Origin of the sequence: Paraburkholderia sp. SG-MS1, assembly GCF_012275575.1 — a bacterium.
In the GTDB taxonomy this organism is placed as follows: Bacteria; Pseudomonadota; Gammaproteobacteria; order Burkholderiales; family Burkholderiaceae; genus Paraburkholderia.
The window spans coordinates 1-22,063 of the sequence record NZ_NPIH01000168.1 but is presented as its reverse complement, the minus strand read 5'-3'; the positions used below and the strand labels follow the sequence as shown (position 1 = coordinate 22,063).

18 protein-coding genes and 1 pseudogene are annotated in these 22,063 nt (G+C 60.1%); 1 reads left to right on the top strand and 18 read right to left on the bottom strand.

Translation table 11 applies throughout. The annotated features are described in order from the left end of the window. Nucleotides 1–81: 81 nt before the first annotated feature. From CIC12_RS12885 to CIC12_RS12870, 4 genes are read right to left on the bottom strand one after another with little or no spacing between them, the layout of a single operon-like run. Nucleotides 82–1,608 (bottom strand): phage integrase family protein, encoded by a 1,527-nt coding sequence (locus tag CIC12_RS12885; RefSeq protein ID WP_168664487.1) that lies wholly within the window; start codon nt 1,606–1,608, stop codon nt 82–84. Next, a complete protein-coding gene (locus tag CIC12_RS12880; protein WP_168664486.1) occupies nt 1,605–2,231 on the bottom strand; it encodes a hypothetical protein in 627 nt (208 codons plus the stop codon). Before CIC12_RS12880 ends, CIC12_RS12885 begins: the two co-directional genes overlap by 4 nt. Beyond that, nucleotides 2,215–4,377 (bottom strand): hypothetical protein, encoded by a 2,163-nt coding sequence (locus CIC12_RS12875; RefSeq protein ID WP_238812563.1) that lies wholly within the window; start codon nt 4,375–4,377, stop codon nt 2,215–2,217. The genes CIC12_RS12880 and CIC12_RS12875 overlap by 17 nt, the downstream gene beginning before the upstream one ends. 21 nt (nt 4,378–4,398) lie before the next feature. After that, the gene (locus tag CIC12_RS12870; RefSeq protein WP_168664484.1) at nt 4,399–6,426 is read right to left on the bottom strand and encodes a hypothetical protein; all 2,028 of its coding nucleotides are present in this window, start codon (nt 6,424–6,426) and stop codon (nt 4,399–4,401) included. Nucleotides 6,427–6,802: 376 nt separating this feature from the next. On the opposite strand from CIC12_RS12870, the pseudogene CIC12_RS12865 reads away from it, so the two are divergent. Next, a pseudogene (locus CIC12_RS12865) lies at nt 6,803–7,234 on the top strand (acetoacetate decarboxylase); the annotation flags it as partial. 106 nt (nt 7,235–7,340) lie between these two features. Here the strand turns inward: CIC12_RS12865 and CIC12_RS12860 are convergent. The 14 genes from CIC12_RS12860 to CIC12_RS12795 all read right to left on the bottom strand — a co-directional run. Next, complete coding sequence (locus CIC12_RS12860) at nt 7,341–8,135, bottom strand: ABC transporter substrate-binding protein (protein WP_168664483.1); 795 nt, start codon at nt 8,133–8,135, stop codon at nt 7,341–7,343. 161 nt (nt 8,136–8,296) lie between these two features. Then, entirely contained in the window at nt 8,297–9,352 is a 1,056-nt protein-coding gene (gene astE / locus CIC12_RS12855) for a succinylglutamate desuccinylase (RefSeq protein WP_174772036.1), read from the bottom strand. Next, on the bottom strand, nt 9,336–10,676 hold the full coding sequence (gene astB, locus CIC12_RS12850; RefSeq protein ID WP_168664482.1) for an N-succinylarginine dihydrolase: 1,341 nt from the start codon (nt 10,674–10,676) through the stop codon (nt 9,336–9,338). Before astB ends, astE begins: the two co-directional genes overlap by 17 nt. 9 nt (nt 10,677–10,685) lie before the next feature. Then, entirely contained in the window at nt 10,686–12,149 is a 1,464-nt protein-coding gene (gene astD / locus CIC12_RS12845; RefSeq protein WP_168664481.1) for a succinylglutamate-semialdehyde dehydrogenase, read from the bottom strand. A 2-nt stretch (nt 12,150–12,151) separates the two neighbouring features. Then, on the bottom strand, nt 12,152–13,189 hold the full coding sequence (gene astA / locus CIC12_RS12840; protein WP_168664480.1) for an arginine N-succinyltransferase: 1,038 nt from the start codon (nt 13,187–13,189) through the stop codon (nt 12,152–12,154). Then, nucleotides 13,186–14,247, bottom strand: coding sequence for an arginine/ornithine succinyltransferase subunit alpha (aruF, locus tag CIC12_RS12835; RefSeq protein ID WP_168664479.1), 1,062 nt, complete (start codon nt 14,245–14,247; stop codon nt 13,186–13,188). Before aruF ends, astA begins: the two co-directional genes overlap by 4 nt. Before the next feature lie 67 nt (nt 14,248–14,314). Further along, nucleotides 14,315–15,550: an aspartate aminotransferase family protein gene (locus CIC12_RS12830; protein ID WP_168664478.1), complete on the bottom strand. Its 1,236-nt coding sequence runs from the start codon at nt 15,548–15,550 to the stop codon at nt 14,315–14,317. 98 nt (nt 15,551–15,648) lie between these two features. Continuing rightward, nucleotides 15,649–16,698: a GlxA family transcriptional regulator gene (locus CIC12_RS12825; protein ID WP_168664477.1), complete on the bottom strand. Its 1,050-nt coding sequence runs from the start codon at nt 16,696–16,698 to the stop codon at nt 15,649–15,651. Between the two features lie 34 nt (nt 16,699–16,732). After that, nucleotides 16,733–17,524, bottom strand: coding sequence for an ABC transporter ATP-binding protein (locus CIC12_RS12820; protein WP_168664476.1), 792 nt, complete (start codon nt 17,522–17,524; stop codon nt 16,733–16,735). 75 nt (nt 17,525–17,599) lie between these two features. Further along, nucleotides 17,600–18,313, bottom strand: coding sequence for an ABC transporter permease (locus CIC12_RS12815; protein WP_121318839.1), 714 nt, complete (start codon nt 18,311–18,313; stop codon nt 17,600–17,602). Nucleotides 18,314–18,318: 5 nt separating this feature from the next. Next, nucleotides 18,319–19,008 carry a histidine ABC transporter permease HisQ gene (locus CIC12_RS12810; RefSeq protein WP_168664475.1) on the bottom strand — a complete coding sequence of 230 codons (690 nt, stop codon included), beginning with the start codon at nt 19,006–19,008 and terminating at the stop codon, nt 18,319–18,321. Between the two features lie 280 nt (nt 19,009–19,288). Continuing rightward, entirely contained in the window at nt 19,289–20,242 is a 954-nt protein-coding gene (locus tag CIC12_RS12805) for a patatin-like phospholipase family protein (RefSeq protein ID WP_121318843.1), read from the bottom strand. A 24-nt stretch (nt 20,243–20,266) separates the two neighbouring features. Further along, complete coding sequence (locus tag CIC12_RS12800; RefSeq protein WP_168664474.1) at nt 20,267–20,818, bottom strand: hypothetical protein; 552 nt, start codon at nt 20,816–20,818, stop codon at nt 20,267–20,269. Nucleotides 20,819–21,472: 654 nt separating this feature from the next. Then, nucleotides 21,473–22,063, bottom strand: a 591-nt coding sequence (locus tag CIC12_RS12795; protein ID WP_168664473.1) for an ABC transporter substrate-binding protein, incomplete at its 5' end; no start/stop codon positions are given.

Sequence of the window (22,063 nt, the reverse complement as noted above, 5' to 3'; positions counted from 1 at the left end):
ACAGCTTGCAATGAAGCTGAGTCTGTCAACCAGTCGGATGTGTGCCTACTCATCCTTTCCCATACGGTCTAGCCGGTTTTCTTACGACAGCCGCACTGTACGAGCTTCCAACCCGGGTTGCTGTCGAGCGACGAGCTTTTCCACGCTTTCAGTCAAAACCTGCATCATCGCGTCGAACAAGCGCAGCTTGCCGTCTAGCTCTTGTGACGTTTCCCCGACTGTCGCGCTCGTGTCAGAAGCATAGACTTTCCGCAGCGCGCGTACTTCCTCGATGACCATCACAAGTTCGCGAAGGTCATCTGCGCCTCCAAACAAATGGAGTTCATCCCACGCCAGGTGGATATACGGCATCAGACTCTCGGGATTAGTGTGTCCTGTCAATTTCGCTACTCGGGTAAGGATGGTCCGATAGTCAGCAAACAGCCTTGAATGAACAGGAAATGAGGGGTCGTCCTTGATTACCTGCTTCAATTCAACTGCGACCGCAAGCGTAATGAATCGATGTCGTAACATGCTTAGACATTGACGGGAAACCAACCCGGCTCGGGCACAAAGTCGCTTAAACTCTGTCGTCAGAGCGCGTCGACTCATACCAGCCCCTTTTTCATTGATGAAAAGAGCGTCTCCCGGATTAGGATTAGCTCCCTTTATCTTCAAAAACTGTAGATATCGGTATCGACAATCGATATATAGCTCAATAATCACCGACGTTGCGAACTGAATCGGGAGTTCTCGCACAAACCCCTCCTCTCTTTTGACGGTCGGCATAACCAATTTCTTGCTGATAGTTGGGTCGAGATTCTTTTTGTATGAGCATAATTCGAGTTCGTAAGGCCTCGAACCAGAATGCTGCAGGATATGAAGCATGCACTCTCGACGACGAAAAAAGAACTCTACGGTTATGCTCAGTTCGTCACGGTTTTCAAACTGAGCAATATAGTTTGGATGCAGATTATTGATGTCATATTTTTCCCGCACTACCTCCCGTAACCTTTGGATGCTCTCCATCGCCATTGGCGGCTTGGGGTCTCGTGCAGATACGGGAATCTTAAACGGAAAGCGCTTCTTATACGATTTTCCTCCATATCGGTTGTTTTCTTGAACCCATACTAGACCAATCCGATACCCCTCTGAGCTCAATCCAACCAATTTTCTCTCGACCAAGACGTGGTCTTGCAGCCATTCAAGAAACGTCAGCGTAACTAAAGATATTTCCCGAATCCTATTACCCTGTCTTGCGCGCTCCCCAATATGATACTTGTGCTCCTCAAACTGAAGCTTTCGAAGAAACGTCTCATAACTTGCGCTATCGAGGTCCCAAAAATTTCTGCGTATCCCATCGTGCTCCCAGCAGAATCGGACGATGTGACTAAGCTGTGACGCAATCTCCTTCAGCGACCCTCCCGTAGAATCAACTCTAAGGTTTTCTACCAGCGACATAAGATACAGATTTATCTCAATGCATGGGAAACCGTTTGGCCACATCATTAAAACGGTAGTAAGCGGGTCACGCCAGCCGTCTGCGACATATATATCTGATTTCGGGTCATAACGAGGCTCCTCGGGAATACGGACCTCAGATATAACACTGTAGAGTTGCCTCTTCATGGCACACCCTTCCCATCTCCCTTACCCTTCGCCTTGCCGGAAACAGTCTTCTGCTTCGTATCTCCCGATAGGTCTTTAAAGGCCGATGGCAGGGTCGTAAATGAATCTACAACCGGATAAAGCGCTCGAATGTCATAGATGGCTTCATGCTTCCTCAAATTCTCATAAGCCGCCGGGCTTTCGGAACTGAGCTTCCTTAACGCGTTGAGTAGGTCTTGGTATGCACGGAGGGTGATGGCTTGCCCACGGTCTGCCTCATTTCTCCGGAGCTGGAGCTCATTAATCTTTTTTTCCGCTTTGTCAGCTCTCGAAAGCGGTTTATTGGGCTTGACATCTACCTCCGAAAGCAATGTCCTACATTCCTCTCGCAAACGATTGAGTTGTCTCCATCCTCCCGGAACAACAGCTACCTCAGCGCTCACTTTTAACGAATTAAGAGATAGCTGACCGATTCCTTTCTCATCGAGACTGAAATCAGCAAAAGCTTGCTGGGTTTGAACGGCCGCTTCTACGCTAGTTTGTTCATTGCGTTTTATCTTTCCATTGAGAATCGCTAGCAAAAGGGTCCACCGCGCCCTCGCACTCTCGACGTGCTGCTTTCGTGGCTTATGGTCCTTGCTCATCCAACCCTCCCTTCGGCCGCATCACTACCGTAACTGCGAAGCGCTTGTTGAAGTTGTCACCGACAGAAATGAAGTACGGAACCATCTCGATACGCTTCTTGAGTAGCTGAAGCTCAATCCATTGTTCGAGGTCATTTTCCTTCAGCTCACTAATATCCTTGACCTTGAAGCGGCGACGTACGGATTTATAAAGTTGGTCGAGGTCAGTCGCACCCGACTCACGGCCATGGCTAGCCTGGAAGTTCCAGAGCAAGCTAGCGAGATACTGAGCCTGCGAACTCGGCATGGACTCGTCCGGGAAGTTCGACTCCAAGTACGCGCGCATGTATTTCTCGTCGGAATGGCCAACGAGCTGCCTCGCCGCGTCAATTGCTGCAAATCTGAAGCTCCATACAAATGTAATCAAGAAACTCTTCCGATGCTCATGAATTCTCGGATACCACCGCCGACCCATCGAATCAACAGGTAGATTGATGTAGTCTGCAAACAAGTCCATCGAACTATGGACATACCGGCTGCCCATCTTTTTAATGCGAATCTCGACGCACGAGAAATCTGGGAGGAAGTAGAGGGAATTCGCGTCCCACGGTTCGGAGGTCTCACACAGCCGATAAGCCCCCTCCCCGAGTTGGCCGAGCAAATCGATTGCTCTGGCAAGCACCAAAGGGATGGGCGCATCTGTTTTCGAGTACACCAATTCTTCCGTGTCCTTCCCGCGATGATGGGTAATCCAATACCCATCTCCTTCCGCGTGCGAAATACAAGAGCGAGGCAGATTTTCAAGCTCATCGATTCGAATTGGCTTGAGAGCGGCGGCAACAGTCGTACATGCACCAATCAGCACTCGCACAACGTCGACCAACGTCGGTGAATTGCGCAGCTGAGAATAATCAGTTATTTCCCACCTGCGATTCGACCAACCACAAATGTTTAACGAACTCAGTTGCTCGGGGAGATTAGCCGTAATCCACTGATTGCGCTTCTCGTAATACACCTCTCCGTCCGTTCCGGTTATCTCAAGCCATCCACGCTCTCTGAATTCCTGCAGTGCCACCAGGAAAAACCGTATGACCGTGTGACCCAGGTCGAGCACCCAGTGCACAGCCTCGCAGAGGAAATTCAATGCCTGCTCAAGAGGCATCCACGGCGTATGTTTGTTTGCGGTAGCCTGACGTACGAACCGGCTGAACGAGAAATTGATAGCTTCACTGGGTGGTAATTGTTCCGGAAAATGCTTATGCAGGGCAAAGAGACTTCTAAGAGCATTGAGTATAGCTGTCATTCTTGAAGCTGTCGGTTTCGCTTCCTTCGCGTCCTCAATGCTTAAAGTCCTATGTGACGGATACTCGGTTCGAAGCTCACTGGTGACACATAAGCCCGGGAATGCTTCCTCAAGTTGAGGTTCAAATTGTCTTAAGAAGCTCATGAACCGGTCACCTTGCAGGTACGAAGTGTCGGTCTGGAGAATCTCTGCTAATTTTCTTCGATTAACGGCCCGGCCAGCCCTACCGTAACCGTTACTTGAATAAAGTTTTTTCGATTCCAACCACCCACAAACACGATTTTTTACCTCTTCTGGTAACGCATAAAGCTGTTTCTTCAGATTACTCTCCGAGCTGTCAAGGAACGCTGCCTCGCCCGCCTCATGGATAATCTTCTTGTGAAACTGCATAACGCCGAGCACTCCCTCCTCCGAGTAAGCTTTCAAAAATCGTTGAATCACACTCGTGTCGATTCTGGAGAAGCCCTCTGTCTCGACAGCTAATTGCTTACCTTGACGAATGCACCAGCGCACGAAAATTAGCAACACTCGTATGACCGCGATATGGCTGTTCGTGGACTCAATCCCAGATTGAGGAAGTGAGCGCATTAGGAAGCAGATTTCTTGAATTAGCTTCCTTAATTGGTCAAATCTTGCCTGGGTAAGCCTTAAGCCTCCTCCCAGCGGAATGTCCCACGAAAACTCTTTTGTTTTGACCCAACGACCTTCGTAATTCTTAGAGTGTGGGGTTCGTAGCACCCACGTTACCGCGTGTATGTCCGATATCAAAAATGGTGCTGTCCAATTCCCTTGGTACCGACGCGTCGATGCTATAGTTCGCTCTATATATGCGATTGTTTCTATCTTATCTGCGATATTTTTCATTGCAGCACCATGACGTTTCTGTTATGCATCTGTTCGGAAGAACCTAACATCCCGAAAGCTGATGACTTCCCCAAGTGTTTGCACACGTTGAAGCGCCTGCTGATGTGCAGCTTTCATCGCGGGGTCAGCGTGCTCAGTCAAATGAGCATGCAGGACGTCTGCAAGGTCAATCAAAGTACGAGGTGAAAGACCGCTGGATTCATCAACCTGGTCCATTTGAAGTGGGTCTAGCCCTGACGCGTAGACCGAGTCACGATACAGATAGAGGTACGAAAGCGTTTCAGCATCAACGCCTATCATCAAACTGTCAGCTTCCTCTTGCTCGGGAACTGCAGCGGGCAAGTTCTGAAAACGCTTGTGGAGTTCTGCTGCAAAGTGACTTGATGATTGCTCATGCTGCTCAAGCATCTCGGTAACAAATCTATGCAGGTCATCCATCGACTTAAAGTCTGTTGCCTCCAGAACGAACGGTTTGCTCGCCGCCGCCATACAAATATACAAGTTCTGGAATCGACGGATTTGACGTACGTTCCAGGCGTTGAGTAAGGGTTCCGGTATATAGTGTTTGACAGCAATACGAGTGCTATTCCCTATTTTTTGACTGGCCAGCAGCACTGAACCAGTCCTGAACCACTCAATGACGCATTCACTGGCTTTAATTTTCCTGAGAGCCAACGAACCTTTGACGAGACCCGATTCTTTAAGTTTTGGCAGAAAATCCAGTAGCCAAACAGTCTGTTTTTTCGTCAAATGATAGGTTGCGGATTCATAAGGGCAGCACTGATATTGCCCCTTTTCGTGAACAATGAATAACCGATTAGCTCCGGGCGCTCGAGCTTCGAACATGATGGCGCGACCTACTTCCGTAATGCGCAAAATTGTTCGTATGACGTAGGCAGATTCTTTGTCGAGCAATTCAGACTTTATTCCGTGAATCCGAGGCTTTTCGAGCCGAAATACCGTACCCGCATCGCTAATCTCCAATAGGTCCTTCCCTCGCTCGCTCCGGATGCAAGCGTCGCCTAACTTCATCGGACTGAACTTCGGCAGTCGTCCTTGCAGCAGTGCCAACGCCATTGCAATATCGATTGGACCAAGACGACCCAACATCCAGTTCAGGTACGTAAGTGGGCTGAGTCCAAGCCGTGGATGCTTCGGAGCGCCATCTGGAATTTCCAGCTCGCCCGGCCCGACCATTAAAGAATCCTCTTTCTCTTGCAGCGCTGTGAGTGAAAAACCATCCTCATGCCGTTGTGCATAACAAAGTAGACGGCCAAGAGAGCGTTCATTTCTGCCACCGATGAAAGCCCTCTTTGAGCCCATTTCGCCGCGTTTAAAGCGTTCAATATCTGAATCCAAGCCTTCGTGCCGAGCATATTCACGCATCACTCGCTGACCGTAGTCGTAGGCGGCCTCAATAGTCTCCCACCACATCAGCACTCCATCATTGAGCAATGCAACTGCCCTTATCAAGTCGTCTCGGCATGTTTCAAGGTAAGCGGCATTTGGAATGCCAAATCCGATGTCGATTAAAATCTTCTGTAGCGGAGCCCTGACCGGCAGCGCTCGCCCTGCCCCCGTAATTGTTGTGTTGTCCGTGTTCCAACCGGAAGGCGGTATCTTCTTGCGCTCAGGAAACTGTACGCCAATTGGAATGACCAGCCCTCTTTCCTGGATGTCTTTTAGTGGCTGGACAACGGACTTACTCCAGATTGTCGTTCGCGTCTCGAGGGTAGCCTTCGAATCATCTCTCAACAGATATTGAGAGTAGCTCAGGTTCAATGCGTTCTGCCACTTGTCTTCCGAATCGGGTAGCACTCTAATCTTCTCGTTTCGGAAACACCGAGCAAGCGTAGCCATCCCCTTCATCCGTTGCCTCTGGGTCTCAACTGCTAATGAGTTCGCCGCGTCTACGATAGGCGTCAGGAGACGGAGTGTCTCTTCCGGATTGTCGAACAGCTTCCCAATGTTCACATTTCGCGACTTGCCGCTTTCGTAAAGCACACATGCAACAAGACGACCATTAGATAGCAGTTCTAAACTAATCATCGAATCCTCAAGATAACTAATCAATAGCTAGCGAACGAACCATCTGAAATTTCACCGATTCAAACGCCCATATGAATCGACTACCGCCCCCCAACTTTTTTTGATGCCCATGGCGAAGTCATGGCGTACTTCCGGTTGCTAGCGCAAACACACGGTAGTTGGCACTTCGTGGGCGAATGGTGTTACTGCATCTCTCTGACACCGCTGCCCCCTCCTCGCGACGTTCCAAACCTCAGCTCCGCCGTCCCCCCGTTGATGCACATGGCAAACTATGCCCTTAACGACCCTCAATCGTCAACAAAAATCGTCAAAATCTTGAGCCTAAGTCGTTGATTAAATGTAACTTTTTGCCAAAATGAAAAGAAGGTCTGTCTAGAAAATCTGGGGCTTTCCGAAGAAGCTCGCGAACCCGGTGCTGGCGGTCCACACCGACACGCTGGTGGGCACGCTCGATTACGGCCCGGTGCGCATCGCCACCGGCACGATGGGCTACAAGCACCGGCAGCTCGATCTCGCGCAGCAGAAGAAACGCCTCGAAGCGCCAAGCTTCCTGCTCAAGGTGATTCCGCACGTGGACGGCACGCCGCGCATCTGCGAGCTGGTGCGCTACTACCTGCAGGATATCGATCTGAAAGGCGCGTGGACCGGACCGGCCGCGCTCGAACTGGCGCCGCACGCGCTCGCGCCGGTCGCGGAGCTGCCAGTGCTCGAGATCGTCGAGGCGCGCCATCTCGTCGCCGATCTGACGCTGGGCCTCGGCGAAGTGGTGTTCGACTATCTCGATCAGCCCGAGGCGAATGTGCGCTGAGAGACTGTGGCAGCGGGCGTCGGCTGATACGAGCGCCTTCTTTTGCCGCAGGCCAAATGCAAACGGCCGCGATAGCGGCCGTTTGCATCGACAGTTTCGTCGCGCTTTACCGCAGCACGACCTTCACGTCGAAGTACTTCGCGGCCAGGCGGTCGATCGTACCGTCTGCCTTCAGGTCTTTCAGCGCCTGGTTCAGCGCATCCTTGAGCGCGGTGTCACCCTTGCGGATGCCGTAGCCTACGCCCGCGCCGAGCAGCTTCTCGTCGGTGACGGCCGGACCCGCGAATTCGAAGCCTGCGCCTTGCGGCTTCTTCAGAAAGCCTTTCGAGGCCGCTTCCGCGTCCTGGAACGACGCATCGAGACGGCCCGATGCGAGGTCGGCGTAGATCTGGTCCTGCGTCTGATATGGCACGACGTCGACACCGGCCGGCGCCCAGCGCGCCTTCGCGTAAGTTTCCTGGATCGTGCCCTGCAGCACGCCGACGTGCTTGCCCTTCAGCGATGCCGGTGTCGGCAGCAGGCCGCTGCCCTTCTTCGCGATCATCTGGTTCGGGATGGTGTAGATCGGGTCGGTGAACTCGACTGCCTGGCGGCGCTGATCGGTGATCGTCATGTCCGAGTTGATCGCGTTGAACTTACGCGCCTGCAGTGCCGGGATCAGGCCGTCGAACGAATTCTCGACCCATACGCATTTCGCTTTCAGCTTCGCGCACACGGCGTTGCCGACGTCGATGTCGAACCCTTGCAACTCGCCCGACGGCGATTTCGATTCGAACGGCGCATACGACGCCTCGACGCCGAAACGCACTTCCTTGATCTCCGAGGCCGACGCGGCGCCTGCCGTTATCGCCGCCGTCGCGAACAGCGCGAGCGCAGCCATGTTTCGCCAATTCATCTTCATTACGGGTGTTCCTCTACGGTATTGAATAAAACGGAGCCGGACCAGGGTGGCAACGGTTGCTGCGCCGGAATGCGATCCAGACTCGTGCGGTCGGCGTCGTGCAGTGCACCAGCCGCGACGCCGGGATTGTACAGGGTTCCGAGAAGACCTACCCTACCTGTCTAGACAAGTTGCGCCAACGTCTGCTGCGTGGTCTCGATCACGAGCAGTCCTGCGCGCAAGCCAGGTTTGACCGTCGCGTTCGGAAACACGATGCGCTCTTCGTCGTGGCGCACGGTGTAGCGATACTCGCCGTCGCGCGCGAGCAAGGTGTCTTTCGTGAACGGCGTGAAATTCGCGACGTCCGCCGCGAACAGCAACTCGAACGCTTCGCTCTGTTTGGTGAGTTGATCGATCACGGTGAACACGCGCGGCAGCGCGGCGTCGGCTTCACCTTGCGTGCCGTCCAGCAGATGACGCAACGCGAGATCGGCGCCCGCGAAGCGCGTCAGATCGTTCTCGCCGAAGGGACGCACCTTGCCCAGTTCCAGCGTGCAGGCATCGGCGCCGCACGCGTGCGCGGTGAAGTGCGAATACGTGGTGCCCCTGGTCGTGTGCAACAGCACCGCGCTGATGCGCGCTTGCCGGAGCCATTCGAACATCACGCGCGAACACGGCTTGCCGGTATGCGGCAACAGTGCGAATTGCTCGAACGCGGACGCGCGGATCGCCGTGTGCATGTCGATATGCCAACGCGCGCCGGGCGCATCCGGCGCCGCCGTGAAGAACTGCACCGCGGCCTGCTCCAGCGCCGCGGCGCGCGGCGCTTCGTGGCTCTGCGGCACTTGCAGATGACGGCCGCTGAAGAGCCGGTTCAGATCGTCGTCGCGATAGCGGAGCGCGTCGCGCATCGCATCGACGTTGCCGAGAATCACCATCAGGCGGCACGTCAGCGCGGCGCTGCCGTGCGCAATATCGCGCACGAGAAACGCCAGCAATTCGATCGGCGCGGTTTCGTCACCGTGTACACCGGCCGACACCAGCACGCTACGCGTGCCCGGCTCGAGCGCGGCGGGCTCCAGTACGAGCACGCCATCGTCGAGCCACGACCAGCGCACGCCGTTTGCGCATACGCCCTGCGTTTCGTTCGCGGCCGGGCGCGTGCCCGCCAGCGTATAGGCGAGGAAATCGTCGAGCATCATCGGCACCGGCATGGCCTGCTCAGCGCTGGAAGTCATACAGCGAACCAAGGCCGAGAATCTGCGTCAGTTCGTCGAGCGCGGCGCGCGACTCGCGCAGCAATTGCGGGTCGCTCAGATCCGCCGGTGCGAGACGGTCGCGATAATGCTTTTCGATCCACGTATCCAGACGGCCGAACAGCTTGTCGTCGATCCACACGCCCGGCGTGACCGCCGCGCGTTCCGCACCGTCGAGCACCACACGCAGACGCAGACACGCGGGGCCGCCGCCGTTCTTCATGCTCTCACGCAGATCGAACACCAGCACATCGTCGATCGGGCCCGCATGCGAGCCCAGTTCGTCGAGGTAGGCCGCGACACGTGGATTTTCGCGGCATTCCTGCGGCACCACCAGCACCTGCTTGCCGTCCGGGCGCGTGAGCAACTGGCTGTTGAACAGATACGACGTGACGGCGTCGGCCACGCTCACCTGCGCAGCCGGCACTTCGATCACGTCAAAGCCGGCGCTCATCCCCGCGAGTTTGGTGCGCAGTTCGTCGTACACGGCGTTCTGTTCGACGAACGCGAGTTGATGGCAAAACAGCGTGTTGCGATTGCCGACCGCGATCACGTCGTTATGAAACACGCCCGCATCGATCACATCGGGGTTCTGCTGCGCGAACACCGTGGCCGTGTCCGCGAGACCATGACGATGCGCAACCGCGCGGCTCGCCTCGAAGGTCTGACGCGCGGGAAAGCGTTTCGGCTCCGGCCCGCGGCGATATTCGCTGCGGCCATACACGAAGAATTCGACGCCGCGTGCCGCATAGTCCGCGCAAAAGCGCGTGTGATTCGCCGCGCCTTCGTCGCCGAGCGCGGGCGTGCCGGGCAACGCCTCGTGCACCACGAAGCGATCGTTATCGGCGAATATTGCGCTCAACGTGCGGCGCGTCGAGGCATGCTCGATCGCGCGATGCAGCTTGCTGCACAGATTGGCCGGCGTGAAATGCACGCGGCCGTCGTGCGTATCGGCGGACGGGCTCACGGTCGCCGCGTTCGCGGTCCACATCGCCGAGGCCGAACTCGCGGCGGCGAGCAACTCCGGCGCGTCTTTCGCGACGCGCGTGATCACCGTCGCTTCGTCGCCGGAGAAGCCGAGTTCGCGCAACAGGCGCATCGACGGACGCTCCTGCGGCGGCAGCACGCCCTGGTGAAAACCGAGGTCGGCCAGCTGCTTCATCTTGCGCAGACCCTGGCGCGCGGCCGCCTTCGGATTCGCGATCGACTTCTCGTTGTTCTGCGACGCGACGTTGCCGAACGAGAGCCCCGCGTAGTTGTGGGTCGGGCCGACCAGGCCGTCGAAATTGGCTTCAGTGGCTTGCATCGTCGATCCTTAGAATTGAAGGCCCGGCGAAACGCTCGCGGGCATTTGCAGTTGCGCGCTTTCGACAGACGCCATCGGGTACGCGCAGTAGTCGGCGGCATAGAACGCGCTCGGCCGGTGATTACCCGAGCGGCCCGGCCCGCCGAACGGCGCGCCCGACGACGCGCCATTGGTCGGCCGGTTCCAGTTGACGATGCCCGCGCGGATGGTGCGCTGAAAGTGCGTCCACAGCGCTTCGTCGTCGGCGAGGAGGCCCGCGGAGAGCCCGAACTCGGTGTCGTTGGCTTTGTCCAGCGCTTCGTCGAACCCGTCGTAGCGGACGATCTGCGCGAGCGGGCCGAAGTGCTCCTCGTCGGGCAAATCTTTCACGTTCGTCACATCGAGAATCGCCGGCGTGACGAAGCCGAGTCGCGGATCGCGCTGCTCCATTTTCAGCAGCGCGTGAGCGCCATCGGCGAGCAATCGTTCTTGCGCCGCCACCAGACGCGACGCGGCGCGCGCAGAAATCACCGCGCCCATGAACGGCTGCGGATCGGCGTTATATTCGCCGACGCTGATGCGCGAGCTGACCTCCACGAGGCGTTCGACGAAGCGCTCACCGAACGCGTCGTTCGGCACGAAGAGACGGCGCGCGCACGTGCAGCGCTGCCCCGCCGACAGAAACGCCGATTGAATGGTGTGATGCACGGCGGCGTCGAGATCGGCCACCGGTCCGATCACGAGCGGATTGTTGCCGCCCATCTCCAGCGCCAGCACGATCTCCGGCCGCCCGCCGAACTGTTTGTGCAGCAATGTTCCGGTATCCGAACTACCGGTGAAGAAGAGCCCGTCGATCTGCCGGTGATTCGCGAGCGCAATGCCGGTGTCCTTCTCACCCTGCACGAGATTCAGCACGCCGGCGGGCAAGCCCGCGTCGCGCCAGGTCTGCACGGTGAGCGCGGCCACGCCGGGCGCGAGTTCGGACGGCTTGAACACGACCGCGTTACCCGCGATCAGCGCCGGCACGATATGCCCGTTCGGCAAGTGGCCCGGAAAGTTATACGGTCCGAACACGGCCACCACGCCATGCGGACGATGCCGCAACACGGCCGTGCCGTCGGCCATCGGCGAGCGCTTCTCGCCGGTGCGCTCGCTGTACGACTGAATCGAGATCTCGACCTTCGCGGCCATCGACGCCGCTTCGGTGCGCGCTTCCCACAGCGGCTTGCCGGTTTCGCGGCCGATCGCTTCGGCAAGCGCTTCCTTGCGTTCGGTCACGAGCGCGGCGAAGCGGCGCACCACGCCGCACCGTTCGTCGAGGCTCAACGCCGACCACGCCGCGAAGCCACGGCGCGCGCTGCGCACGGCCCGATCGACGTCGTCCGCCGATGCGCTGTTGCCTTCCCACACCGTCGCACCCGTACCCGGGTTGCGCGACGCGAATGCGGGTCCTGTGCCGGCGGCCCATTCGCCGTCGATGAAAAGCTCGCTCATGATCATCCTTGTTTGTGTTTCTGCGGTAGCACCCGCACCAGGTCGCCGGCCTTGACGTCGAGCGCGGCAGCCTCTGTCGCGCTCAGTCGGAACACGCCTTCCTGCGGCACGCCCGCCACCACGCCGACGCGAAAATCGCCCAGCGAGGTATTCGACACCATCGATTTCGGCCCATCCTGCGGCGCGTGGGCGGGCGCATCGGCGATCTCGGCCGGCACCAGCACGCTCTCGCGCACCGTGCGCAAGTCGGCGATATGGCATTCGAGCACTGGACCCGCGTCGAAGATATCGACGTGATTCTCGTAACGCAGGCCTTCCGCTTCGAGCATGCGGCGCGCGGGTATCGTGTCGCTATGTGTGAGACCGACGCATTGCTGCGCTTCCTCCGGCAATAGCTCGACATACACCGGATAGCGTGGCATCAGTTCGGCGAGAAATGCCTTGCGGCCATGCGAGCTCAGATAATCCGCCGCGTTGAAATCGATCTGATAGAAATGCGAGCCGACCGCGCGCCAGAACGGCGAGGTGCCTTCCGCGTCGAAGTGGCCGCGCAGTTCCGCGCACAGACGCTGCGGAAAACGCTCGCGAAACTGCGCGAGAAACATGAAGCGCGAGCGCGACAACAGGCCGCCTACGCCGCTCGTGCGATAGCGCGGGCTCAGGAACAGCGAACACACTTCGGCATAACCGGTCAGGTCGTGCGAGATGTTCAGCGCGCTCATGCGCGTCCAGATGCCGAGGTCCTGGCTCGCGTGCACCACCGTGCTCACGCGATAGTTGTAGAACGGCTGCTGCAGGCCGACCGCTGTTTCGATGCCGCAAACACCCGCCACGTCGCCGGTGTCCGTATCTTCCATCACGAAGAAGTAGCCGGCCTCGTGCGGTTCGGCCTTGTCCTCCATCGTGCGGCGCGCACGTTCGACCCGCGCTGCCAGCGCATCACGGTCGGGCTTGAACGTGGTGAGGCCAGGCCCGGTTTCCTGCGCGAGCCGCATTAGCGCGTCCACATCGCCTCGTTGCACCACGCGAACGACGATCATTGCGCCTCTCCCGAATGTTCATCCTGACGCGGCGGATGCAATGGCACGCAACGCACCGCATCGCCCTCCTGCACGCCGAGCGCCGCGCGCGCCGCGTGCGGCAACGGCGCGCCCACGTCCTTGCCCGCGGCCAGTTCGCCGAGCACGCAGCGGAATTCGCCGTCGGCGCCGTTATGCGCGATCAGATACGTCGCGGCGTTCGCCGCGGCGGCAGCCGACTCGTGGACCACCCGCGTTTCATTGCGTGTCACGCAGACGCTGCGATCCACCTGCGCGGTCACGACCGGCCCCGCGTCGAAAATGTCGATGAAGCGGTCCGTCTCGAAGCCTTCTTCCTGGTGAATCTCATAGGCGAGCAGGGCCTTCGAATCCGGCTCGCCGAGCACGCGCTGCGCTGCTGCCGGCAGCAGCGGCACATACACGGGATAGGTGGGCATTACTTCGGCGATAAAAGTGCGGCTGCGCCCGCCCGATTCGATTTCGATGTCGGCGAAATCGCGGCCGAAGAACTTGCGCCCCACCGCTTCCCAGAACGGCGACACGCCGTTCTCGTCGGTGACGCCGAGCAGCAGCGAGAACACCTCGGGCGTAAAACGCCGGCGATTGGCCGCGATGTACATCATCCGCGCGCGCGACATCAGATGCGCGGCGGGCTCGCCGCGCAGCGACGGGTCGATGTAGTAGCCCGCGAGCCGGCTCTTGCCGGTCAGTTCATGCGACATGGTCAGCGCGTGAATCTTGCGGTTCACGTGCAACTCGCGCGACGCATGAATCAGCGCATCGTTGCGAAACGCGTAGAACGGGTCCGAATAACCGGCCGCGGCGACGATGCTCGCGGTGCCCATCAGCTTGCCGCTGTCGCTGTCTTCGAGTACGAACAGATAGAATTCCTCGCCCGGAAAATCGACCTCGGCGCGAAACGAGTCTTCCGACAAGGCGACACGCGCTTCGAGCGCGCGCCGGTCGTGCGGCAACGAATGCAGCACCGGTTGCGCGGTGCGCGCCATATGTTCGAGCGCATCGAGATCGGCCAGGCGGCCCGGACGTACGAAGAGCATCATCGATCCTGTTGAATGTGGCGCATGGTTCGGTGCTGGAGCCGGATCACGAGCGCGTTGGTGTGAATCAACGCGTCGCCGCTTGCGCGTTCGCACCGACGATTTCCCCGAAGGCCTTCGTGAGGCGTTCGAAGCCTTCGTTCATGTCTTCGAGCGGCATGATCAGCGACGGCACGAAACGCAGCACGTCGGGACCGGCCATCAGCATGATCACGCCGTGCTGGCCCGCCGCGGTCACAAAGTCTTTCGCGCGGCCCTTGAACGCGTCGGTCAGTTCCGCGCCGATCAGCAGGCCCTTGCCGCGCACTTGCGTGAAGAGGCCAAAGCGCTCGTGCATTTTTGCGAGGTGACCCTTTAGCGCTTCGCCGCGTGTACGCACGCCTTCGAGCAGCTTCGGGTCACTGACGAGCTCGACCACTTTCTCCGCGATCGCCGAGCCGAGCGGATTGCCGCCATAGGTCGTGCCGTGCACGCCGACCTTGAAATACGCGGCCAGTTCGGTGGTGGTCAGCATCGCGCCGATCGGGAAACCGTTACCGAGCGCCTTCGCCGTGGTCAGGATGTCCGGCGTGACGCCCGTGTCCTGATACGCGTAGAAGTAGCCGCTGCGGCCCACGCCCGTTTGCACCTCGTCGAAAATCAGCAGCGCGCCGTGCTGATCGCAGGCTTCGCGCAGCGCCTTCAGGAAGCCCGGATCGGCGGGAATCACGCCGCCCTCGCCCTGGATCGGCTCGACGATCACCGCGCAGGTCTGCGCGCCGATCGCTTTCTTCGCCGCTTCGGTGTCGTTGTACGGCAAATGGGTGATGCCGGCCGGCACCGGGCCGAAGCCTTCCGAATACTTCGGCTGCCCGCCCACGCTCACCGTGAAGAACGTGCGGCCATGAAACGACTGTGTGAACGAGATGATCTCGGCCTTCTTTGCGCCATGACGGTCGAACGCGACGCGCCGCGCAAGCTTCAGCGCCGCCTCGTTCGCTTCCGCGCCCGAGTTGGCGAAGAACGCGCGGTCCGCGAAGGTCAGGTCTTCGAGACGTTTGGCCAGACGCAGCACCGGCTCGTTGGTATAGCCATTGCCGATGTGCCACAGTTTGCCGCCCTGCTCGTGCAATACCTTGAGCAACTCCGGATGCGCATGACCGAGCGCGGTGACGGCGATCCCGCCGGCGAAGTCGATATAGTCGCGGCCTTGCGTATCCCAAACGCGTGAGCCGAGACCACGATCCGGTACGAAGGCGGCGGGCGAAAACACCGGCACCATGACTTCGTCGAAGGTCTTGCGTGTCACTGTCAGGTCGTTCATGGCAAATCCTCGTTACAGGTGAGAGGTAATACAGGTAGTGTAGGAAACCGCGCGCGATACGTCTTGCGCATACGCGACGTTTTCTATGAGGTTCCGCTTCAATCCGCCAGATCCGGCCGCTCGATCAGCGCGGCCGGGCGCGGTTCGCTGGCCGCGGCGCCGCTCGCGCCGGTCTGCTTGTCGATCCAGTTGCGACGATCCTCTCGCGGTGTGACACCAAAGCGTTCGCGATAGGCATTGGAAAAATGCGCCGCCGACGAAAACCCGCACGCGAGGCTGATCTGCACCACCGACTTGCTGGTGCGCTGCAATTGCGTGCGCGCTTTGGACAGGCGCAGGCCCAGATAGTATTTGGACGGCATCGAGCCGAGATACTGGCGAAACAGCCGCTCCAGCTGCCGCCGCGAGACGCCCACGAGCGTGGCGATTTCATCGGTGGTGAGGGGGTCTTCGATATTCGCTTCCATCAGCAGCAGCGCGTCGTTCAGACGCGGATGACGCTCACCCGGCGCGGTCACGAACGGAATGCGCTGACGTTCTTCGCCCGCGCGCAACACGCCCACGCCGAGCGCGTCGGCGATCCGGTCGGCGAGTTCGGGGCCGTGCTCGCGGCCGATCATCGCCAGCATGAAATCGACGGTCGCCTGACCGCCCGCGCAGGTGGCGCGATCGCGATCGATTTCGAAGATCTGCTGCGTGACGATCGAGCGTTCGAACTGCTCGGAGAACTGCTGATAGGTTTCCCAGTTCACGCTCACGCGATAGCCGGACAACTGCCCGGCCATCGCGAGCCACCACACGCCGTGGTGAATGCCGGTGACGAGCGGCGTGCGCTGGCCGACGCGCGAGAGGCTCGCGAGAAAGAGCCGATAGTCGGCGAATTGCTGAAACCGTTCGCTGACAATGATCAGCCAGTCGCACGCGATCGCGTCGCCGAACGCGGCATCGGCCGGCCATTGCGCGCCCCCCGCGAGCGGCACCGCGCGGCCGTCCCACGAACACACCTGCACGCGGTAAAGCGCGCGGCCGTCGATTTCGTTGGCAAGATTGAGCGCGTCGATGATCGGCCCGACTCCCGACATGGACACGGGCGGCAAGGCGACGATCGCGACCTGCGTGGTGCGAGCCGGGCTGGACGGTCGGGCCATCGCTAATCAGTAAAACGCGAGCGCGGGCCGCGCGTTATTTCAGGCTGCCGGACAGGAACTGCTTGAGTCGTTCGCTGCGTGGCGCGGTGAGCACCTCGGCGGGCAGCCCCTCTTCTTCGGTGCGGCCCTGATGCAGGAACATCACGTGATTCGACACGTTGCGTGCGAAACCCATCTCATGCGTGACGACGATCATCGTGCGGCCTTCCTCGGCGAGCTTCTGCATGACCTTCAGCACTTCGCCGACCAGTTCGGGGTCGAGTGCCGAAGTGGGCTCGTCGAACAGCATCACGTCGGGGTTCATCGCGAGCGCGCGCGCAATCGCCACGCGCTGCTGCTGGCCGCCCGACAGATGCGATGGATACTGTTTTTCCAGACGCGGCGCGAGACCGACCTTCTCGAGATATTCGCGCGCCCGCTCCTCCGCTTCGCGACGCGACATGCCAAGCACGTGAATCGGCGCTTCGACGATGTTCTCGATCACGTTCATGTGCGCCCACAGGTTGAAGTGCTGGAACACCATCGCGAGCTTCGTGCGGATGCGTTGCAGCTGCTTGTGATCGGCGACTTCGAGATTGCCGGCACGGTCGGTTTTGGTCTTGACCGCTTCGCCGTCGACGACGATCTGCCCTGCATTCGGCCGCTCGAGAAAATTGATGCAACGCAGAAAGGTGCTCTTGCCCGACCCGCTCGCGCCGATGATGCTGATCACGTCGCCCTTGTTCGCGTTGAGCGACACGCCCTTGAGCACTTCGTTATCGCCGTAGCGCTTGTGGATGTCCTGTACGGCGAGCTTGCAAGCTTCGGTCTGAGTAGTGTGGAGCAAGATGCTCTCCCTGTGAGAATACGGATCGATCTGTGACGGCGCATAGGCGGCACCGCCGGTGCCAACAGCGCGCGCTCAGTGCGTGCGCACCGCCAGGTAAGCCAGCCAGTGCCGCTCGGCGCGGCGAAACAGCGCCACCAGCGCGAACGACACGATCAGATACAGCAGCGCCGCGAGGCCGAATGCGTTGAACGACTGGTACGTGGCCGAGTTCGCATCGCGCGCCACCTTCAGAATGTCCGGCACGGTGGCGGTGAACGCGACCGTCGTGGCGTGCAGCATCAGGATCACTTCGTTACTGTACAACGGCAGCGCCCGGCGCAGCGCGGACGGTATCACAATGCGCCGGTACATCGTGAACCAGCTCATGCCGTACGCGCGCGCCGCCTCCACTTCGCCGTGCGAGGTCGAACGGATCGCGCCGGCGAAAATCTCGGTGGTGTACGCGCAGGTGTTCAGCGCAAACGCGAGAATCGCGCAGTGAAAACCGCTGCGGAAGAACGCGTCCAGCAGGCTGTGCGAGCGCACGAACGCGAGGCTGTAGATGCCGGTGTAGATCAGCAGCAGCTGCACGTAGAGCGGCGTGCCGCGAAACACGTAGGTGTAGATGCGCACCGGCGTCGACAGCCAGCGCTTTTTCGACACCCGCGCGACCGCGAGCGGAATCGACACGACGAAGCCGATGCCGATCGACGCCACCAGCAGCCACAGCGTGACCGCGAGACCCGAGATGCGCTGGCCGTCCCAGAACAGGAACGCGCGCCAGAATTGATTGATGATGTCGATCATGTCGCTCAGAGCTCCGCGTGGCGCACGCCGATCGAATAGCGCCGGCCCAGCCAGATCAGCACGAGATTCGATACCGTGGTGATCGCCAGATAGATGAGCGCGGCGACCAGGATGAAGAAGAACATGTTGAAGGTGCTTTTGCCCGCGTCCTGCGCGGCCTTGACCACGTCGGCGAGACCGATGATCGACACCAGCGCCGTCGCCTTGACCAGCACCTGCCAGTTGTTGCCGATGCCAGGCAGCGCGAAGCGCATCATCTGCGGGAACAGGATGCGCGTGAACACGCGTACGCCGCTCATGCCGTACGCGCTGCCCGCTTCGAGCTGGCCGCGCGGCACCGCGAGAAACGCGCCGCGAAAGGTCTCGGTGAAGTACGCGCCGTAGATGAAGCCGAGCGTCAACACGCCGGCCACGAACGGATCGATGTCGAACTGCTGCAGATTGAGCGCATCGGTGAGATCGTTGACCGCGATCTGGATGCTGTAGAACAGCAGCAGCATCAGCACGAGATCGGGCACCGAGCGGATCAGCGTCGTGTAGCCGGTCGCGATCGCCCGCAGCGGGCGGTTGAACGAGAGTTTCGCCGCCGCACCCGCGAGGCCGAGCAGCACGGCGGCCGCCAGCGACAGGACGGACAGCTCGATCGTCTGGATCGTGCCGGCCAGCAAGACCGGACCAAAGCCGTATAGGAACACGCGTGTCTCCATCCAGGTTTATTGAAAATGTCGCGGACGGCGTCGGGCTCGCAGCCTCCCCGACTCGTCCGGCATGGCGCGGAGTCTCGCAAGCGAAAATCAATTTCTCAAATGGAGGGCACGGGTTTTGTTGCGACGCAACAAAATGCGCTCGGGCGTGGCGACATGCCGGTAGCGCTTGGTTTTGCAGGAGATATGCGTTTGTAAGGTGCGGCGCGGGCGGCCGGCGCCGCCGCGATTTAGCAAGTTTCGGGTCGCTTTTTCGATAGACCGCGCCCGCTTATTCCATCCCCAGCCGCGCCCGAATCGCCGGCAGCATGTATTCGACCGCCGCGCGCCCTTCCTCGATCGCGGGCGCCGCGCGGTGAAAATCGAAAATGCCCATTCCGCCCAGCCGCGGCTGAATCAGGATATCCGCCGGTTCGCCGGCAAGGCGGCTGCGCGAAATTCGCACCTGCATGATGTCGATGCTCTGCGCGATCGAACTCAGCATCGACGGCACGCGGGCGCTCGGCGCGGGCGCGACGCGCACGTCGTCGGTGACGCTGGCGTCGGCGGGCGCGAGCCAACGCGGCCAGGGCTTGCCGTTGCGGCGCAGCGCGACGGGCGGCGGCGCGCCGGGATCGAGCGAGGGCGTTTCGACCACCCCGCCGCCGAAGTCGCGGCCGTTGAGAATGTCGTTGTTCAGGTCGATCGCGATCACACAGTCCGCGCGCATGCCGCGCGCCACCGAGACCGGCACCGGATTGCTCAGACCGCCGTCCACGAGCCACACGCCGTTGTGCCACACCGGCGTGAAGATGCCGGGAATCGCAATCGACGCGCGTACCGAATCGATGGTGCTGCCCTCCTGCAACCAGATTTCGCGGCCTGTATCGAGTTCGGTGGCGACTGCGGCGAACGGCAGGTTCAACTGCCCGATGGAACGGCCGTTGAATTTGTCCGCGAATAGCTGGATCACCTTGCGCCCGCCGAGCAGACCGCCCGAGATGCGCAGATCGAGCAGGCGCACCACGGTCTGCCACGTGAGCCGTGCGACCCATTCCTCGAGCCAGTCGAGGTCGCCGTTCGCGTACACCGCGCCCACCAGCGCGCCGATCGACGTGCCGCACACCACGTCGGGCTTGATGCCCGCGTCATGCAATGCGCGAATGGCCCCGATATGCGCCCAGCCGCGCGCGGCACCGCCCCCCAACACCAGCCCGATCCGGCTGTATCGACGTCGACGAATCATTGTCATCACCCCGCTGCTTATTTTCTATCGCCCTCGTATCACGTCCGAGCGCGAGGTCGTGTACACCTTCAGATTCCGGTCGAAGTGCACGTTGAAAATCCCTTCCTCGGTCACGCCGCCCTCGCGCCACTTCCAGCTCCACACGGTCTCCGGCTTCAGCGGATACACCGCGACCTCGCCGGGCTTGCCGAGCAATCGGCGCACTTCGTCCTCGCTCATGCCCATGCGGATCTTCGCGAAGCTGGCCGCCGTCAGCACCTGCGTAATGGCTTGCAGCTTGCCGTCACGGTCGATGTCGACCATGTACGTGTTCAGCCCTTGCGGGCCGCGCGGATATTCGAAGCGCTTCGAGCCATCGGTGAAGGTGCGCTCGGTTTCCGGCTTGCCCATCTGCTCGCGAATTTGCGCCTCGGTCGTGACGCCCGGCGTCAGGTTTCTGAGCAGCAACGCATCGGGTTTGACGGCGTTGAAAAAGTCTTTGAGTTTTTGCACGGCGTAGTCGCTCTGTCGGTCGTCGCAGCCGGTGAGTGCGACGCACGTGACCAACATCGCGACGGTAAGCAGTTTCAGGCTCACGGCGAATTCCCTGTGCGGATGCGCTGTTAAAACACGCATTCCGGTATGTAGTGCCTCCCAAGGGGGCTTCCTTCGGAGCGAGCTACAGGATAACCGCACCCGGCGCAAACCGCGAGCGAGGTTGACACGACGGCACGTGGCCCTCGTGTATGCAAGTCGATTGAAATCCGGGAATTCGCGTGAGTCTGCGCGGCACATCGCTAAAGCGCGACGAAAGCTCGGCACAGGCGTGGCGTGAGAGTGGTGGGCGCTGTGGCGAACTGAAGGCCGCCGTGCCCGTCTCCTCGCAGAGAAGCACGACACAGTGCCGCCACAAGCAAAAAGGCGACGCTAAAAGAAGCGTCGCCAGGTCGGTCGATACAGTCAACCGGAAGTGAAAGCGGCCACTGGCCGCCCGATACGAAGCACCGTGGACGACGCGCAGCGGTCCGGTTCCGTCGAAGCGGTGAGCAACCTTGGCTGCACACCTTGCGCCGTCGCCGGAATGGCAAACCGCTGCTTGTTTGGCCGCCCTGGTCCCTCGATAAGCCTTCCAAGTGCAGATAATCTAATCGCATTGGACGGTTTAGACGAGAGCACGTTTACACCGAATTGGCAGATGATTGGCGCGGCGCCAGCGTGTGTCCTTCATGCTCACGCGCCCGCCCGCCGCACTCAAGGCAGCGGGAAGCTGCGATCGAAACTCGTGCGCACGTCCAGATGCGCGCGGATCACGTTGGCGGCTTCGTAGGTATCGGCGGTGCGCTGCTGCGCGCTGACGACGCTGTCGTCGATCGTCACGGGATGCACCTGGCCGCGCTGATAAACCGTCTTCAGCACGTCGACCGGCAGGCCGGTCACGCGCGACTGCATCGCCGCGACTTCGCCGGGATGCGACAGCGCCCAACGTTGGCCGAGCGCCACGCGCCGCAGGAAATCGGCGAGTTGCGCGCGTTTGTCGGCGATCGCGCGATCCGTCGCGACCTGGTAGCTAAGCCCTTCGGACAGACCGACGCCGTTCGCGATGATGCGGTCGTGATCGCGCGCTTCGCCCAGTGCCGTGTACGGGTCCCACACCGACCACGCGTCGACGCTGCCCGACGCGAGCGCCGCCTTGGCATCGGCGGGCGCGAGGAACACGAAGGTGACCTCGCTCACGGGCACGTTGGCCTTCTTCAAGGCGGCAAGCGCGAGATAGTGGCCAATCGAGCCGCGTGTCGTCGCGATGCGCTTGCCCTTCAAACTTGCCGCATCGTCGAGCGGCGA

Bases quoted from the DNA above. Each gene is read 5' to 3' on its own strand.
- CIC12_RS12885 (WP_168664487.1), bottom strand. From the start codon at position 1,608: ATGAAGAGGCAACTCTACAGTGTTATATCTGAGGTCCGTATTCCCGAG.
- CIC12_RS12880 (WP_168664486.1), bottom strand. From the start codon at position 2,231: ATGAGCAAGGACCATAAGCCACGAAAGCAGCACGTCGAGAGTGCGAGG.
- CIC12_RS12875 (WP_238812563.1), bottom strand. From the start codon at position 4,377: ATGAAAAATATCGCAGATAAGATAGAAACAATCGCATATATAGAGCGA.
- CIC12_RS12870 (WP_168664484.1), bottom strand. From the start codon at position 6,426: ATGATTAGTTTAGAACTGCTATCTAATGGTCGTCTTGTTGCATGTGTG.
- CIC12_RS12860 (WP_168664483.1), bottom strand. From the start codon at position 8,135: ATGAAGATGAATTGGCGAAACATGGCTGCGCTCGCGCTGTTCGCGACG.
- astE (WP_174772036.1), bottom strand. From the start codon at position 9,352: ATGACTTCCAGCGCTGAGCAGGCCATGCCGGTGCCGATGATGCTCGAC.
- astB (WP_168664482.1), bottom strand. From the start codon at position 10,676: ATGCAAGCCACTGAAGCCAATTTCGACGGCCTGGTCGGCCCGACCCAC.
- astD (WP_168664481.1), bottom strand. From the start codon at position 12,149: ATGAGCGAGCTTTTCATCGACGGCGAATGGGCCGCCGGCACAGGACCC.
- astA (WP_168664480.1), bottom strand. From the start codon at position 13,189: ATGATCGTCGTTCGCGTGGTGCAACGAGGCGATGTGGACGCGCTAATG.
- aruF (WP_168664479.1), bottom strand. From the start codon at position 14,247: ATGCTCTTCGTACGTCCGGGCCGCCTGGCCGATCTCGATGCGCTCGAA.
- CIC12_RS12830 (WP_168664478.1), bottom strand. From the start codon at position 15,550: ATGAACGACCTGACAGTGACACGCAAGACCTTCGACGAAGTCATGGTG.
- CIC12_RS12825 (WP_168664477.1), bottom strand. From the start codon at position 16,698: ATGGCCCGACCGTCCAGCCCGGCTCGCACCACGCAGGTCGCGATCGTC.
- CIC12_RS12815 (WP_121318839.1), bottom strand. From the start codon at position 18,313: ATGATCGACATCATCAATCAATTCTGGCGCGCGTTCCTGTTCTGGGAC.
- CIC12_RS12805 (WP_121318843.1), bottom strand. From the start codon at position 20,242: ATGATTCGTCGACGTCGATACAGCCGGATCGGGCTGGTGTTGGGGGGC.